General features: G+C 75.9%; 14 protein-coding genes. 10 read left to right on the top strand and 4 right to left on the bottom strand.

All coding sequences use genetic code 11. The features are described from left to right. Positions 1-34: 34 nt before the first annotated feature. Entirely contained in the window at positions 35-1,447 is a 1,413-nt protein-coding gene (locus BLS67_RS10850) for an amidase (protein ID WP_242653988.1), read from the bottom strand. A 32-nt stretch (positions 1,448-1,479) separates the two neighbouring features. Here BLS67_RS10850 and kynU point away from each other — a divergent pair, with 32 nt between their 5' ends. Beyond that, positions 1,480-2,745 carry a kynureninase gene (gene kynU, locus BLS67_RS10845; protein WP_091244576.1) on the top strand — a complete coding sequence of 422 codons (1,266 nt, stop codon included), beginning with the start codon at positions 1,480-1,482 and terminating at the stop codon, positions 2,743-2,745. A gap of 17 nt (positions 2,746-2,762) precedes the next feature. Here the strand turns inward: kynU and BLS67_RS10840 are convergent, their stop codons facing one another. Then, positions 2,763-3,365 carry an HNH endonuclease gene (locus BLS67_RS10840; RefSeq protein WP_242653987.1) on the bottom strand — a complete coding sequence of 201 codons (603 nt, stop codon included), beginning with the start codon at positions 3,363-3,365 and terminating at the stop codon, positions 2,763-2,765. Positions 3,366-3,485: 120 nt separating this feature from the next. On the opposite strand from BLS67_RS10840, the gene BLS67_RS10835 reads away from it, so the two are divergent. From BLS67_RS10835 to BLS67_RS10810, 6 genes are all read left to right on the top strand, one after another. After that, positions 3,486-5,591 (top strand): prolyl oligopeptidase family serine peptidase, encoded by a 2,106-nt coding sequence (locus BLS67_RS10835; protein WP_242653986.1) that lies wholly within the window; start codon positions 3,486-3,488, stop codon positions 5,589-5,591. A gap of 136 nt (positions 5,592-5,727) precedes the next feature. Continuing rightward, positions 5,728-6,681, top strand: a complete 954-nt coding sequence (locus BLS67_RS10830; RefSeq protein ID WP_242653985.1) for a mechanosensitive ion channel family protein — start codon at positions 5,728-5,730, stop codon at positions 6,679-6,681. 62 nt (positions 6,682-6,743) lie between these two features. Beyond that, on the top strand, positions 6,744-7,970 hold the full coding sequence (locus BLS67_RS10825; protein ID WP_242653984.1) for an MFS transporter: 1,227 nt from the start codon (positions 6,744-6,746) through the stop codon (positions 7,968-7,970). Next, positions 7,967-8,392, top strand: coding sequence for a globin (locus BLS67_RS10820; protein ID WP_091244566.1), 426 nt, complete (start codon positions 7,967-7,969; stop codon positions 8,390-8,392). The genes BLS67_RS10825 and BLS67_RS10820 overlap by 4 nt, the downstream gene beginning before the upstream one ends. A gap of 55 nt (positions 8,393-8,447) precedes the next feature. Further along, the gene (locus BLS67_RS10815) at positions 8,448-10,013 is read left to right on the top strand and encodes a glycoside hydrolase family 13 protein (RefSeq protein WP_091244562.1); all 1,566 of its coding nucleotides are present in this window, start codon (positions 8,448-8,450) and stop codon (positions 10,011-10,013) included. A 112-nt stretch (positions 10,014-10,125) separates the two neighbouring features. Further along, the gene (locus tag BLS67_RS10810) at positions 10,126-11,649 is read left to right on the top strand and encodes an ATP-binding cassette domain-containing protein (protein ID WP_091244559.1); all 1,524 of its coding nucleotides are present in this window, start codon (positions 10,126-10,128) and stop codon (positions 11,647-11,649) included. A gap of 37 nt (positions 11,650-11,686) precedes the next feature. Here BLS67_RS10810 and BLS67_RS10805 read toward each other — a convergent pair whose 3' ends face one another. After that, positions 11,687-12,055, bottom strand: a complete 369-nt coding sequence (locus tag BLS67_RS10805) for a hypothetical protein (protein WP_091244557.1) — start codon at positions 12,053-12,055, stop codon at positions 11,687-11,689. Positions 12,056-12,460: 405 nt separating this feature from the next. Between BLS67_RS10805 and BLS67_RS10800 the strand changes: the two genes are divergently transcribed. The 3 genes from BLS67_RS10800 to BLS67_RS10790 are packed head-to-tail and all read left to right on the top strand — an operon-like array spanning position 12,461 to position 14,372. Further along, on the top strand, positions 12,461-13,027 hold the full coding sequence (locus BLS67_RS10800) for a biotin transporter BioY (RefSeq protein ID WP_091244554.1): 567 nt from the start codon (positions 12,461-12,463) through the stop codon (positions 13,025-13,027). After that, positions 13,024-13,758 (top strand): energy-coupling factor ABC transporter ATP-binding protein, encoded by a 735-nt coding sequence (locus BLS67_RS10795; RefSeq protein ID WP_242653983.1) that lies wholly within the window; start codon positions 13,024-13,026, stop codon positions 13,756-13,758. Before BLS67_RS10800 ends, BLS67_RS10795 begins: the two co-directional genes overlap by 4 nt. Continuing rightward, positions 13,755-14,372 carry a CbiQ family ECF transporter T component gene (locus tag BLS67_RS10790; RefSeq protein ID WP_091244550.1) on the top strand — a complete coding sequence of 206 codons (618 nt, stop codon included), beginning with the start codon at positions 13,755-13,757 and terminating at the stop codon, positions 14,370-14,372. The genes BLS67_RS10795 and BLS67_RS10790 overlap by 4 nt, the downstream gene beginning before the upstream one ends. Here the strand turns inward: BLS67_RS10790 and BLS67_RS10785 are convergent. Further along, the gene (locus BLS67_RS10785) at positions 14,369-15,451 is read right to left on the bottom strand and encodes a thiolase family protein (protein ID WP_242653982.1); all 1,083 of its coding nucleotides are present in this window, start codon (positions 15,449-15,451) and stop codon (positions 14,369-14,371) included. The two genes, BLS67_RS10790 and BLS67_RS10785, sit on opposite strands and share 4 nt — an antisense overlap. Position 15,452: the final 1 nt, after the last annotated feature.

Genomic DNA, 15,452 nt, shown 5'->3' with positions numbered 1-15,452 from the left:
GGGCAGGAATCTACCGGGGCCGGCGCCGCCCAGCTCACCAGCCCGGGGGGTGCCGGTGCGCCCACGGGCGGGCCACCTCGAGCTGCGCGGCCAGCGCCACCAGGGTGAGCTCGTCGGCCGGGCGGCCCACCAGCATCGTGCCGACCGGCAGCCCGTCGGCGGTCCAGTGCAGCGGGACGCTGACCGCCGGCTGACCGGTGACGTTGTACAGGGCGGTGAACGCCGCGTACCGCTTCTGCCGCTCGAAGTCCGCGGCGCCGTCCCCGTCGTGGTCGAACCAGCCCAGGGGCCTGGGGGTGTCCGTGCAGACCGGCGCCAGCAGGACGTCGTAGGGCGCGGTGGCCTGCAGGAACCGACGGCTGAACACCCGGAGGGCGGTGAGCGCCTCCATCGCCTGCCCGGCCGACAGCGCCAGCCCCCGGTCGCGCAGGTAGCGGGTCAGCGGCCGCAGCAGGTGCACCTGGTCCTCGGGCACCGGGAGCGTGGCGCCGGTCAGCGACCACACCACCTCGAAGGCCGCCAGCACCTCCTCGGTGAGGGGAGCGCTCGGCAGGTCGACCACCTCGTGGCCGAGGTCGACCAGCAGGGCCGAGGCCTCCTCGAACGCCGTCCCGACCTCGGTCGAGAGCTGCGCCCCGGGCATGCCGCTGTCCCGGTAGCGCGCGATCCGCAGCGGGCCCGCCGGGCGGTCGGCCGCGGCCAGGAAGCTGGTCGCCGGCGGCGGGGCCCAGGTGGGGTCGCCGACGACCGGGCCGGCCATCGCGTCCAGCATCGCGGCTGCGTCCCGCACGGTGCGGGCCAGCGGGCCCTGCACGCCCAGGCCGGTGATCTCGGCCCCCAGCGGGGCGCTGCTGACCCGCCCGCGGGCCGGTTTGATGCCGACCAGGCCGTTGATGCCGGCCGGGATGCGGATCGACCCGCCGCCGTCCGAGCCCTGCGCGAACGGCAGCATGCCCAGCGCCACCGCCGCGGCCGCCCCGCCGCTGGAGCCGCCTGCCAGCCGGGTGGTGTCCCAGGGGCAGCGGGTGGGGCCGACCAGGTCGTTGTCGGTGTAGCAGGGGAAGCCGAACTCCGGCGTGCTGGTCTTGCCCAGGCTGATCGTCCCGGCGGTGGCCAGCGCCGTGACCACGTGGTCGTCGACGGCGGGCACGTGGTCGGCCATCGCGGCGGAGCCGAACGTCGTCCGGACCCCGGCCGTGAGGTTGAGGTCCTTGATCGCGGTCGGCACGCCCAGCAGCGGCGCCGGGTCGCCGGCGGCCAGGCGGCGCTCGGCGTCCCGCGCCGCGGCCCGGGCCCGCTCGGGGGTCACGGTGATGAAGGCGCCGATGCCGGGGTCCAGCGCCTCGATGCGCGCCAGGTGGTGCTCGACCAGCTCGGTGGGGCTCACCTGCCGGGCCCGGACGGCGTCGGCCATCCCCGTCGCGGTCAGCTCGTGCAGCGCGGTCACACCGCCGGACGCTAGCGGTGCAGCATGGTCCCGTGCGCACCCGATCCGACGCCCAGCAGCTCGACGCCGCCGACCCCCTCGCCGGGTTCCGCGAGCGCTTCACCGGTGACGGCCCCGACGGGACGTGGGACGACGGCCCCGGCCGCCGGATCTACCTGGACGGCAACTCGCTGGGCCGGCTCCCCCGCGCGACGCCGGCGGCCGTGGCCCGCGTGGTCGAGCAGGAGTGGGGGCGCGGGCTCGTCGGCTCGTGGTCGGACTGGGTCGGCCAGGCCGGTCGGGCCGGCGATGCCCTGGCCGCCGGGGTGCTCGGCGCCCGGCCCGGGGAGGTCCTCGTCTCGGACTCCACGTCGGTGAACCTGTTCAAGCTGCTGGAGGCCGGCGTCGACGCCCGACCGGGCCGCGACGTCGTGGTGTGCAGCGCCGACGAGTTCCCCACCGACCGGTACGTCGTCGCCGGGGTGGCCCGCCGGCGCGGGATGACGGTGCGCGAGGTGCCCGTCGACGTCGACCAGGGCCTGGTGCTCGACGACCTCGCCGCCGTGCTGGACGACCGGGTCGCCGTCGTCGTCCTCTCGCTGGTCGCCTACCGCTCCGGGGCGCTGGCCGACCTCGTCGCGGTCACCGCGCTGGCCAGGGAGCACGGCGCGCTGGTGCTGTGGGACCTCAGCCACGCCGCCGGGTCGGTCGAGGTGGACCTGTCGGCCGCCGACCTGGCCGTGGGGTGCACCTACAAGCACCTCAACGGTGGTCCGGGCGCGCCGGCCTTCCTCTACGTGCGGCGCGAGCTGCAGGCCGAGCTGCGGCAGCCGATCCAGGGCTGGTTCGGGGCCAGCGACCAGTTCGCCATGGGCCCGGACTACGAGCCGGTCGACGGTGTGGAGCGGTTCGCCGTCGGCACCCCGCCGGTGCTGGCCACCACCGCCGTCGAGGTGGGGGTGGCCATCACCACGGAGGCCGGCATGGCCGCGATCGCCGCCAAGGGCCGCGCGCTGACCGACCTGCTGGTGGAGCTGGCCGACGACCGGTTGCCGCAGCTCCGGTTGGCCTCCCCCCGGGACGCCGCGCACCGGGGCGCCCACGTCAGCCTGGAGCACCCGCAGGCGTGGCAGCTGACGCAGGCGCTGGTCGACCACGGCGTCGTCCCCGACTTCCGCACGCCGGACCGGGTGCGGTTCGGCCCGGCCCCGCTGTACACCCGGTTCGTCGACGTCTGGGACGCCGTCGACCGCCTCGCGGAGATCCTCGCCGCCGACGACCACCTCCGGTACCCGGCCACGCGCTCGCGCGTGACCTGACGGAACCGCCCCCTTCTTCAGGCGGCGTCGGGGAGGCCGAGCCAGGTGCGCCAGCGGGGGTCGACGGTGCGGTGGCCGAGCAGCCGCCACGCCGAGCCCGACGGCGCCCGGGGCGGCTGCGGCAGGGTCCACCCCAGCTCGGCGAGCGAGCGGTCGGCCTTCGTGTGGTTGCACCGCCGGCAGGCCGCGACGACGTTGTCCCAGCTGTGGGTGCCGCCCCGGCTGCGCGGCCAGACGTGGTCGATGCTGGTCGCGGCGGCCCCGCAGTAGACGCAGGTCGAGCCGTCCCGGGTGAACACCGCCCGCCGGGACAGCGGCACCTGCGCCGGGTAGGGCACCCGCACGAAGCGGGACAGCCGGACGACGACGGGCACCGGCAGGGCCACCAGCTCGGCGTGGCAGAGCACGTCGGAGACGTCGACCGGGTCGGCCTTGCCGGCCAGGACCAGCACGACGGCCCGGCGGCTGGAGACCACGCACAGCGGCTCGTAGGTGGCGTTGAGCAGCAGGCAGGCCGCGGTCAGGGCCGGGGCTGCGGGCACGGTCGAGCCGGGGCGGGGGTCGCGCCGCGGGCCCGGCGGGCCGGCTGGGGACGACGACCCGAGTGCGGTCAGCGGCACGGGGCACCTCCATGCGCCCCGGACCGCCGGTGTGCTGCGACCCACGGGCACCCCCATCCTGCCCCGGATCGGCCACCAGGGGGCAAGTGAGTTGTCCGACGTCCTGGTTACCGTCGCCGGGTGACCGCCATCCCTGACCCGCTGCTCGCCCCCCGCCTGGACCTCGTCGAGGACCTGCACGGGCGCGCGGTGGCCGACCCGTACCGCTGGCTCGAGGACCCCGCCGACCCCCGGACGACGGCATGGGCGGCTGCGCAGGACGAGTACGCCGGGCAGCTGCTGGCCGGCCTCCCCGGGCGGGCGGCCTTCGCCGAGCAGCTGGGTGAGCTGGTGCGGTCGGGGTCGGTCGGCATCCCGGTGTGGCGGGCGGGGCGGGCGTTCTCGACCCGCCGCGACCCGGGCCAGGAGCACGCGGTGCTGCGGGTCCGGGAGGCCGTCGGTCGGGAGGGTGGGGATGCAGCGGCCACCCAGCGCGTGCTGGTGGACCCCATGGCCCTGGACCCGGCCGGCACGACCACCCTCGACGCGTGGTCGCCGTCCTGGGAGGGCGACCGGCTGGCCTACCAGGTCTCGGTCGGGGGCGACGAGGAGTCGCAGCTGTTCGTGCTGGACGTGCGCACCGGGGAGCTGCTCGACGGGCCGGTCGACCGGTGCCGCTACTCCCCGGTCGCCTGGCTGCCCGGCGGCGACGAGCTGTTCTACGTCCGCCGGCTCGCCCCGGACCAGGTGCCGGCGGGCGAGGAGCAGTTCCACCGGCGGGTGTTCCGGCACCGGGTCGGGGCCGACCCGGCCACCGACGTCCTGGTGCACGGCGAGGGGCTGGACCCCACCAACTACTACGGGGTGCGGTTGTCCCGCGACGGCCGCTGGCTGGTCGTGTCCGCCTCGGCGGGCACCGCACCCCGGGACGACGTGTGGCTGGCCGACCTGCACGGCGACGGCGTGCTGGCCCCCCTGCAGGTCGGCGTCGACGCGCAGACCAGCGCCTGGGTGGCCCGGGACGGCCGGCTGTGGCTGTCCACCGACCGAGACGCACCGCGCGGGCGGGTCGCCGTCGCCGACCCGGCCGACCCCGCCACCTGGGAGCCGGCGGCCTGGACCACGGTGGTGCCCGAGGCCGACGGCGCGGTGCTCTCCGACCTCGCGCTGGTCGACGGCCCCGAGGGCGACCTGCGGGTGCTCGCCGTCCACGCCGTCGACGCCACCGACCGGTTGTCGGTCTGGGCGGCCGACGGGTCCGGCCGGCTGGGCGACATCGCGGTCCCGCCGGGCAGCATCGCCGGCGTGAGCGCGCCTCCTGAGGGGGGCACCAGCGCGTGGGTGGGCTGGACCGACTACGCGACCCCGCCGTCGGTGCTGCGGTGGGACGCCGCCGACCCCGGCACCCTCACGCCGTGGGAGCAGGCCCCGGTGGCCGGCGCCGTCCCCGACGTCGTCGTCACCGAGACGCACGCGACCTCGGCCGACGGCACGCCGGTGCACCTGTTCGTGCTCTCGCTGGAGAGCGCGCCGAGCCGCCCGCGGCCGACGGTGCTCTACGGCTACGGCGGGTTCGGGGTGTCGCTGACCCCGGGCTACAGCGCGCAGGCGCTGGCCTGGGTCGCCGCCGGCGGGGTGTGGGCGGTGGCGAACCTGCGCGGGGGTTCCGAGCACGGCGAGCAGTGGCACCGGGCCGGCATGCGGGAGCACAAGCAGAACGTGTTCGACGACTTCGCCGCCGCCGGTGAGCACCTGGTGGGGCAGGGCTGGACCACGCCGGCGCAGCTGGCGGTGTTCGGCGGCTCCAACGGCGGCCTGCTGGTGGGTGCCACCACCACCCAGCGCCCCGACCTGGTCGCCGCCGTCGTGTGCAGCGCCCCGCTGTTGGACATGGTGCGGTACGAGCTGTTCGGGCTGGGCCGCACCTGGAACGACGAGTACGGCACCGCCACCGACCCCGACGAGCTCGGCTGGCTGCTGGACTACTCCCCCTACCACCGCGTCGTCGAGGGCACGGCCTACCCGGCGGTGCTCCTCACGACCTTCGAGTCCGACACCCGGGTCGACCCGCTGCACGCGCGCAAGCTGGCCGCGGCGCTCCAGCACGCGACGTCGTCCTCGGCCCCGGTCGTGCTGCGCCGCGAGCTGGCGGTGGGCCACGGGGCCCGGGCGGTGAGCCGTACGGTGGGGTTGGCCGCCGACCAGCTCGCCTTCGTCGCGGCCCACACCGGGCTCGAGCCCCGCTGACCGTCGACCGGTCCCCCGCGCCGAGGCGCACCGCCGCCCGCGCCCCGAGGACCTGGTCCCCACCATGATCCACATGGGAGACTCCTGAGTGATGACTTCTGCACTGTCCGTCACAGCCGCCGAGGTGCCGAGCTGCGTGACCGAGGACACCTCGTCGCTGTGCGCGCGGGTCTACGACTGGTTCGGCCTGGACTGGCTGGCCGACAACGCGCAGGCCTTCGTGGCCACCCCGCTGCGCATCCTGCTGATCATCGTCGTGGCCGCCGTCGCGCGGCTGCTGATCAACCGCTCCATCCGCCGGCTCACCAGCCGCACCGCCAGCGGCCAGGTCCCCACGATCCTCAAGCCGCGCCGGACCAAGAACGGCAACCAGAACCACCAGCAGGTGGTCGAGCAGGTGGCGGCGCGGCGCACCCAGCGCGCCGAGGCCATCGGCTCGGTGCTGCGGAGCTTCGCCTCGATCGTCGTGTTCTTCATCGCGATCGTGATGGTGCTCGGCGAGCTGGGCATCAACCTGGCGCCCATCGTGGCCTCGGCCGGGGTCGTCGGCGTGGCCCTGGGCTTCGGCGCGCAGAACCTGATCAAGGACTTCATCGCCGGGATCGGGATCATCCTCGAGGACCAGTACGGCGTGGGTGACGTCGTCGACCTGGGCGAGGCCAGCGGCACCGTCGAGGCCGTCGGGCTGCGCATCACCCGGCTGCGCGACGTCAACGGCGTGGTCTGGTACGCCCGCAACGGCGAGGTGCTCCGGGTGGGCAACAAGAGCCAGGGCTACGCCCAGGTCGTCATCGACCTGCCGGTCACCCACGACACCGACCTCGAGCGTTGCCGCACGGTCATGCAGGAGGTCGGCGACGCCGTGTACGCCGAGCCCGAGTGGGCCGAGGTCATCCTCGGCGAGCCCGAGTCGCTGGGCGTGGAGGCCATCACCCCGCAGGCCATCGTCATGCGGCTGCAGGTGCGCACGACCAACGCCGACCAGTGGCGGGTCGGCCGCGAGCTGCGCATGCGGCTGCAGGAGCGCTTCGCCGCCGAGGGGATCCGGATCCCCGTGGTGGTGGCCCCGACCGCGGTGGGTCCGACCTGACCCACCGGGCCCCCACCGAGCACCGCGACGACCGACCGGCCACCTACCGGTCGGTCTTCGCCGTGCCCGAGTACCGCCCGCTGTTCGGGTCCCTGGTGCTGGCCACGATCGGTGACCAGCTGGCCCGCCTAGCCCTCACGGTGCTGGTGTTCCAGCGCACCGGTTCCCCGGTGCTCAGCGCGCTGACCTTCGCGATCGGCTACCTGCCGTGGGTCGTCGGCGGACCGGTCCTCGCGGCCCTGGCCGACCGCCTCCCCCGGCACCGGGTGATGGTGGTGAGCGACCTGGCCCGCGCGGGGCTGGTGGCGGTGATGGCCATCCCCGGGGTGCCGCTGCCGGCCCTGCTCGGGTTGCTCCTGCTGGTCTCGGTCGGCGCCCCGCCCTACGAGGCCGCCCGCGCGGCGCTGACCGCCGACATCCTCACCGGCGACCGGTACGTGGTGGCGACCTCGGTGGCCGGGATCGTGCTCCAGCTGGCCCAGGTCGTCGGCTTCCTCCTGGGCGGGCTGCTGGTCACCGCGCTGTCCCCCTCGCTCGGGCTGCTGCTGAACGCGGCCACGTTCGCCGTCTCCGGCCTCTGGCTGCTGGGCGGGCTGCGGAGCCGGCCGGCGCCGCTGGACCCGGACGCGCCCGCGGCCCAGTCGGTCTGGCGCGACACCGCTGCCGGCCTGCGGCTCGTGCTGGGCGACCGCCGGCTCGTCGCCGTCGTGACCCTGCTGTGGGTCGGCGTGCTGCTGAACAACGCGCACGAGGGCATCGGGCCGGCGTTGTCCGACGAGCTCTCCGGCGGCCAGTCCCTGGTCGGCGTGCTGCTGGCGGTCCACCCCGCCGGGGCCGTCGTCGGCGGGGTGGTGGTGGGCCGGTTCTGCCCGCCGCAGCTGCGCGAGCGGCTGGTCACGCCGCTGGTGGTGCTGTCGGTGGCCGCCACCGCCGCCGCCGGGCTGGCCGCACGCCTGCCCGACCGCGACCTCGCCGTCCCGCTCTTCGTCGCCGCGCTCGCCGTCGCCGGGTTCGGCAGCGCCTGGTCGATCCCGCTGAACGTGGCCTTCGTGCAGGCGGTGCCGCCCGCGGCACGGGGGCGCGCGCTCGGCATCGCGATGGCCGGCATGTTCGCCGTACAGGGGCTGGGCGCCCTCGCGGCCGGGGCCGCGGCCGACCTCGTCCCGGCGAGCACCGTCGTGCTGCTCACCGGTCTGGTGGGGTTGCCGCTGGTGGTCGGGCCGTTGCTCGGGCTGGTGCGCACCCGGCCGCCGGCCGGCGTCCCCGTTGCGGGACCATCGGGACCATGAGCGAGTCGAGCCGCCCCCTGCCCTCGGCACGCACGTTCTACGCCGAGGTCGGCGGTGAACCGGTCTTCCGCGCGTTGGTGGCGCACTTCTACGCCGGCGTCCGCAGCGACCCGGTGCTGTCCCCGCTGTACCCGCAGGACGACTGGGACGGCGCCGAGGAGCGCCTGCGCAGGTTCCTGGAGCAGTACTGGGGCGGCCCGACCACCTACTCCGAGCAGCGCGGCCACCCCCGGTTGCGCATGCGGCACGCCCCGTTCGCCATCGGCGAGCGCGAGCGCGACGCCTGGCTGGCGCTGATGCGCGCGGCCGTCGACTCGCTGGGGCTCACCGCCGAGCAGGACGCCACGCTGTGGGGCTACCTGGAGATGGCTGCCCGCAGCATGCAGAACCGGTGGGACGACCCCACCGAGCTCGCCCCCTGACCCTCGCTGACAGCGCCGTCGGCGTGCCCCTCCGAACCTCCCCGGGAGCACCCACGTGACCACCACCCTGCCCGCGCCGCCGTCCACCGACTGGTGGCGGGACGCGGTCTTCTACCAGGTCTACATCCGGTCCTTCGCCGACGGCGGGGACGACGGCGTGGGCGACCTCGCCGGCCTGCGGGCCCGGCTGCCCGAGCTGGCCGCCCTGGGCGTCGACGCGCTGTGGATCAACCCGTTCTACCCCTCCCCCATGGCCGACCACGGCTACGACGTCGCCGACCCCCGCGACGTCGAGCCGGTGTTCGGCGACCTGGCCGAGTTCGACGCCGTGCTGGCGCAGGCGCACGAGCTGGGCATCCGGGTGACCATCGACCTGGTGCCCAACCACACCTCCGACCAGCGCGAGTGGTTCCAGCAGGCGCTGGCCGCAGGCCCGGGGTCACCGGAGCGCGCGCGGTACGTCTTCCGGGAGGGCCGGGGCCCCGACGGCGCCACCCCGCCGAACAACTGGCCCTCGATCTTCGGGGGGCCGGCCTGGACCCGGGTCCCCGACGGGCAGTGGTACCTGCACCTGTTCGCCCCCGAGCAGCCCGACCTCGACTTCACCCACCCCGAGGTGCTCGCCGACCTCGAGCACACGCTGCGGTTCTGGCTGGACCGCGGGGTCGACGGCTTCCGCATCGACGTCGCGCACGGCATGGCGAAGGCACCGGGGCTGCCCGACGTGGCCTTCGACGAGGAGACCGGGATCTTCGACGACCACGGTCCCGACGACCCGCGGCTGGACCAGGACGGCGTGCACGACATCCACCGGCTGGTCCGCCGGGTGCTCGACGAGTACCCGGGCGCGATGACCGTCGGCGAGGTGTGGGTGTCCAGCGAGGAGCGGCTGGCCCGCTACCTGCGCCCCGACGAGCTGCACTCGGCGTTCAACTTCCGGCTGCTCACCGCCGACTGGACGGCGACCGACCTGCGGGCCGCCGTGGTCGACTCCCTCGCCGCGGTGGCCGCCACCCCGGCGCCGGCGTGCTGGGTGCTGTCCAACCACGACCGGCCCCGGCACGTGACCCGCTACGGCGACGGCGAGCTGGGCACCCGACGGGCCCGCGCGGCGGCCCTGCTGCAGCTGGCCCTGCCCGGCATGGCGTTCGTCTACAACGGCGACGAGCTCGGCATGCCCGACGTCGAGCTGCCCGACGAGGCCCTCACCGACCCGGTGTGGTTCCGCTCGGGTGGGGCCGAGCGCGGGCGCGACGCCTGCCGCATCCCGGTGCCGTGGAGCGGCGAGCACCCGCCCTACGGTTTCAGCGACGGCACCGAGACGTGGCTGCCGATGCCGGCCGGGTGGGGTGCGCTCACCGCGGAGGCGCAGGCCGGCGACCCCGGTTCGATGCTGTCGCTGTACCGACGCGCCCTGCAGCTGCGCCGCTCGCTGGCCGGCGAGCTGACCTGGCAGTCCGCGCCGGAGGGCTGCCTGGCGTTCCGGCGTGGTGACCACGCGGTGCTGGTGAACCTCTCGGGGGCACCGGTCCCGCTGCCGGCCGGGGAGGTCCTGCTGGCCAGCGCCGAGCTCACCGGCGGGCACCTGCCCGACGACGCGGCGGTGTGGCTGGCGGTCTGATCCCGGGAGGCGCGCGCCCGGACCGCGGGTAGTCTCCACCTGACCACTCACCGTCACGGGGACGACGTCGGGGACCCTCGCGGGGAGCCGGCCCGGGAGGCCAGAACACCCCATGTCCGTGCTGCACGTGGAGGGTGTCGCCAAGGCCTTCGGGGGCCGGCGGGTGCTGCGCGACGTCTCGTTCACCGTCGAGGCCGGCGAGGTCGTCGGCCTCGTCGGCGCCAACGGCGCGGGCAAGTCGACGCTGGGCGACGTGGTCGCCGGCACCTACGCCCCGGACGCGGGGCGGATGACCGTCCTGGGCCACGCCTACGCCCCGCTCTCGGCGCACGACGCCCGGCACCTGGGCGTGGGCCGGGTCGAGCAGCTCATCCGGATCGACCCGTCGCTCACCGTCGCCCGGGCGGTGCTGCGCGGCACCGAGCTCGCCGACGCACCCGAACCCCGGGTGCGGGCCCGGGCCCGGGCGGTGCTCGCCGAGATCGGGCTGGACCTCGACCCCGACGCCCTGGTCGCCGACGTCCCCCGGTTCGTGCACGGCCTGGTCGAGGCCGCCCGGGTGCTCGCCGAGGACACGAAGCTGATCGTCATGGACGAGGTCTCCGCGTCGCTGACGCCCGGGGAGGTGCAGGGCCTGCACGCGGTGGCCCGGCGGCTGCGCGACGAGGGTCGTGGCGTGCTCTACATCAGCCACCGGCTGCCCGAGATGCTCGAGGTGGTCGACCGGGTGCTCGTGCTGCGCGAGGGCCGCATCGCCCTCGACGCCCCGGCGGCCGAGCTGGACCCCGCCCGGCTGGTGGTGGCCACGCTGGACGGCGCGCTGCCCCGACCGGCCACCCCGGTGCGCATCCCCACGGCCCGCCCCGCCCCCGACGACGCATCGACCACGACCACCCGCCCGCAGCCCTCCGCGGACGTCGCCCTCGAGGTGCGCAACCTGCGGGTGGCCGGCACCGCGACCGGGCTGGACCTGCGGCTGCGCCGGGGTGAGGTGCTGGGGCTGACCGGACGACGGCGCTCGGGCCTGCGGGAGATCGCCGGCGCCCTCACCGGGGAGATCCCCGCCCAGTGCGACGGCGTCACCGTGGGGGGCGAGGACCGCCCGGTGCCCACGGCGGCCGGCTCCGCGGCGCTCCGGCTGGAGGCCTACCGGCCCGACGACGACGCCTACGGGGTCGACCCGGGCGCGACCATCGCCCGCACCCTGACCGACGAGGAGTGGGGCCGGCCCTCGGACCTCCGGTCGGAGATCGCCAGCCTGCGCGGGGTGATCGACACCGTGCACCGCATGAACGTGGCCACCCTCAGCATCAAGACCGTCTTCGGCGCGCTGTCCGGGGGCGACCAGCACAAGCTGGCCCTGGCCCGGTGGCTGGCCGCCCACGACGGCGACGTGGTCGTCGTCCACGAGCCGACCCGGGGCCTGGACGCCCGCTCGCGCCGGGAGGTGCGCACGCTGCTGGACGAGGCCACCGCGCACGGCCGGTCGGTGGTCGTGGTGTCGGTCGACCCCGACGAGCTCACCGAGTGCTGCGACCGGATCGGCGTGGTCACCGACGGCCGGGTCGACGAGTGGCTGGACACCCACGAGATGACCGCGGTCGACATCCGCGCCCGCATCCTCGCCGCCGCCTGAGGCCCCCTCCCCCCGCGGCGGGGAGAGGGGTCCTCCGTCAGACGCTGACGGTGGTGGCGACCGAGCGCAGCTTGTGCCGGGCCAGGGCCAGGTTGGCCGTCGAGCGGTTGAGCACCAGGTAGATCAGCAGACCGGTGTTGCCGGCGCCCTTGAGCACGTTGATCAGGTGGTACTGACCCTTGAGCGTGATGAGGATGTCCTCGATCTCGTCCTGGAGCTCTAGGTCGGCGATGGTGCGCAGCTTGGCCCGCACCACGTTGGAGTTGCCGGCCGCGGCGACGTTGAGGTCGAAGCCGGGGCTGCCGCCGGCCGCGAGGGCCATGCCGCTGTCGATGTCGACGATGGCGGCACCGCTGGCGCCCTCGATCTCCAGCAGTGAGGTGATGACGCTGTCGAGCTGAGCCATGGGTGGAACTCCTGTCGTCTCTGCGGGGGGACGTGCTGGTGTGTCCCCGCCCGTCGGTGGGTCACCGGGGGGCGGTCCTGCCGGGGCGCTCCGCGGCGAGGGGACGTGCTCGCGCGCAACCGGTCTCTCCTCCGGTTGCGGGTCCTCGACCGGGACGCGCGGCGCCGGGAGGGCCGCGCGCTCGGCCACCTCGGGCGCCGACAGCACGCGCTGCCACCACGAGGACCACCATCCGGATGCCATTCCTCTTCGCCGTTCGTCGCGGACCCCGTGCACCCAGACAACCTCACGCTCAGCACCCGGGCAACCCGGCTGGGTAACCGCTGGTCAACCCCGCGGCGGGCTCGCCACCGGCCACCGGATACCTTCCGCGGTCGACACCCGACACCGACGGAGAGGCCCACCGTGAAGACCCGCGACCTGGCCTACATCGCCCTGTTCGCCGCGCTCACCGCGGCGCTCGGCCTGCTGCCGGCGATCCCTGTGGCCGCGCTCCCGGTGCCGATCACCGCCCAGACCCTCGGGGTCATGCTGGCCGGGGCCGTGCTGGGTGCCCGCCGCGGGTTCCTGGCCCTGCTGCTGTTCCTGGTGCTGGTCGCCGTCGGCCTCCCGGTGCTGTCCGGCGGGCGGGGCGGGCTCGCGGTCTTCGTCGGCCCCAGCGCCGGGTTCCTCTACTCCTGGCCTGTCGCGGCCCTCGTCACCGGGCTGCTGGTCGAGCTGCTCTGGCGCCGGCTGAACGTGGTCACCGCGCTGGTGGCCACCGTGGTCGGCGGCATCGGCGTCGTCTACGCGATCGGCATCCCCTTCCTCAGCCTCTACGCCGACACCTCGCTGGCCGCGGCGGCCACCGGGTCGTTGGTCTTCGTCCCCGGCGACCTGGTCAAGGCGGTGATCGCCGCGGTGCTGGCGGTGGCCGTGCGGCGCGCCTACCCGGTGGTCGAGCGGCCCCGGCGGGCAGCCACCGCCCCGTGAGGCTGCGCCGTGGGCCTGCCGGCCCGACGCCCACGCCCGACCCGTCCCGCGGGATCGAGCTGCTCGGGGTCGGGCACGCCTACGGCGAGCGCATGGTGCTGGCCGACCTGGACCTGCGGCTGACCGAACGCCGCATCGGTGTGGTCGGGGCCAACGGGTCGGGCAAGTCCACGCTGGCCCGGCTGCTCAACGGCCTCGTCGTCCCCACCTCGGGCCGGGTGCTGGTCGACGGGCTGGACACCGCGACGGCGGCCCGCGAGGTGCGCCGCCGGGTCGGGTTCGTCTTCCAGGACCCCGACGCCCAGATCGTGCACCCCACCGTCGCAGAGGACGTCGGGTACGGCCTGGAGAACCAGGGCGTGCCCGCGGCCGAGCGCGCCGAGCGGGTGGCCGAGGTCCTCGCGCGGTACGGGCTGGCCGACCACGCCGACCACCCCGCACACCTGCTCTCCGGGGGCCAGAAGCAGCTGCTGGCGATCGCCGGCGTGCTCGTCATGCGGCCCGCGCGGATCGTGTTCGACGAGCCGACCACGCTGCTGGACCTGGTGAACACCCGTCGGATCGGCCGGCTGGTCGACGGCCTGGACCAGGCGGTCGTGGTGGTCACCCACGACCTGGAGCTGCTCGCCGGCTTCGACCGGGTGCTGGTCGTCGACGGCGGGCGGGTGGTCGCCGACGACCGCCCGACCCCCGCCCTGGCCGCCTACCGCGCGCTGATGGCCGACCGGTGACGCTGGCCCTGTACGTCCCGCGCACCAGCCCGGTGCACCGGCTGCCCGCCGGGGTGAAGCTGCTCGTGCTGCTGGTCCTGGGCGTGGTGGTGTTCGTCGTCCCGACCCTGCCGGCGGCCCTGGGCACGCTGCTCGCGGTGGTGCTGGTCGGGCTGGGCGCCGCCCGGCTGCCGGTCGGGCTGCTGCTCCGGCAGGCCCGGGCCGTCGCGGTGTGGGCGGCGGCGATCTTCGTGTTCCACGCGCTGGCCACCGACGTGCTCACCGGGGCGGCCACCGCCGTCCGGCTGCTGGCGCTGGTGCTGGCCGCCGCCGTGGTCACGGCGACGACCCGGGTGACCGCGCTGGTCGCCGTCGTCGAGCGGCTCTGCGCCCCGCTTCGGGTGTTCGGTGTCCGGCCGGCGCGGATCGGGCTGGCGCTGGCCATGGCCCTGCGGTTCGTGCCGCTGGTCGCCGAGCGGGCCGACCGGATCCGGGAGGCCCAGGCGGCCCGCGGCGGGCGGGTGCGCGGGCCCCGGGCGCTGGTCCGGCTGGTCGTGCCGCTGCTGGTCTCGGTGCTGCAGCTGGCGCACACGGTGGGCGAGGCGCTGGACGCCCGCGGCGCCGACACGGCCTAGCCGACCGACTCCACCACGACCGCGACCCCCTGGCCCCCGCCGGCGGCGACCGCCGCGAGCCCGTACCGGCCGCCGGCCGCGCGGACGAGCTGGCTGAACAGCCGGACGACGAGCACCGCACCCGACGCACCCCACGGGTGCCCCAGCGCCAGTGCGCCGCCCTCCCGGCAGACCCGCTCGGGCTCCAGGTCCAGCGCCCGGCAGCAGGCAAGCACCTGCCCGGCGAACGCCTCGTTCAGCTCGACGACGTCCAGGTCGGCCAGGCCGAGCCCGGCGCGCTGCAGCGCCAGGCGGACGGCGGGCACCAGCGAGAGCCCGGGCAGCGCGGGGTCGGCACCCGCGGTGGCCGTGGCGAGCACCCGCAACCCCGGGACGCCGAGCCGGGCGTGGGTGGCCGCGTCGACCAGCGCCACCGCTGCCGCACCGTCGTTCACGCCGCAGGAGTTGCCGGCCGTCCCCGTGCCGCCCCACGCCGGCCGCAGCCGGGCCAGTCGCTGCTCGGTGAGCCCGGGCCGGGGCCGGTCGTCGCGGGTGGCCCCGCGCACCGGCACGATCTCGGCGTCGAACACGCCGGCCTGCTGCGCGGCGGAGGCCCGGGCGTGGGAGCGGGCGGCGTAGGCGTCCTGCTCGGCGCGGGTGATGCCGAACTGCCTGGCCAGGGTGTCGGCCGCCGGGCCCATGTCGGGGTCGCCGAGCTCCGCGGGGGCGAAGGAGGCACGCCCCGGCCGCGGCGAGGTGGAGGCCGACTCGACCCCGCCGGCCAGCACCAGCCCGGGCTCGGCACCCAGCAGCTGCGCGCCGAGGACGACGGCGGCCAGGCCGCTGGCGCACTGCCGGTCCACGGTCAGCCCGGGCACCTCGACCGGCAGCCCGGCGGTCAGCGCGGCCACCCGGGCCAGGTCGCCGCCGGGACCGGTGCAGTTGCCCAGGACCACCTCGCGCGGCAGTTCCGGCACCGCGGCGGCGACCGCGGCGAGGACCGGCGCGGCGAGCTCGGCGGCCGGGACGTCGGCGAAGGAGCTCCCCGCGGTGCCGATCGCGCTCCGCAGTGCGGCGACGACGACGGGCCCGCCGCTCACG

Origin of the sequence: Klenkia soli (assembly GCF_900103975.1) — a bacterium.
GTDB classification, from domain to species: Bacteria; Actinomycetota; Actinomycetes; order Mycobacteriales; family Geodermatophilaceae; genus Klenkia; species Klenkia soli.
Note: the sequence above shows the minus strand (reverse complement) of the source record. Positions and strands in the feature narration are given on the sequence as shown.

Excerpts from the sequence above, each read along its gene's own strand:
- BLS67_RS10820 (WP_091244566.1), top strand. The coding sequence starts at position 7,967 with ATGAGCGAGTCGAGCCGCCCCCTGCCCTCGGCACGCACGTTCTACGCC.
- BLS67_RS10810 (WP_091244559.1), top strand. The coding sequence starts at position 10,126 with ATGTCCGTGCTGCACGTGGAGGGTGTCGCCAAGGCCTTCGGGGGCCGG.
- BLS67_RS10805 (WP_091244557.1), bottom strand. The coding sequence starts at position 12,055 with ATGGCTCAGCTCGACAGCGTCATCACCTCACTGCTGGAGATCGAGGGC.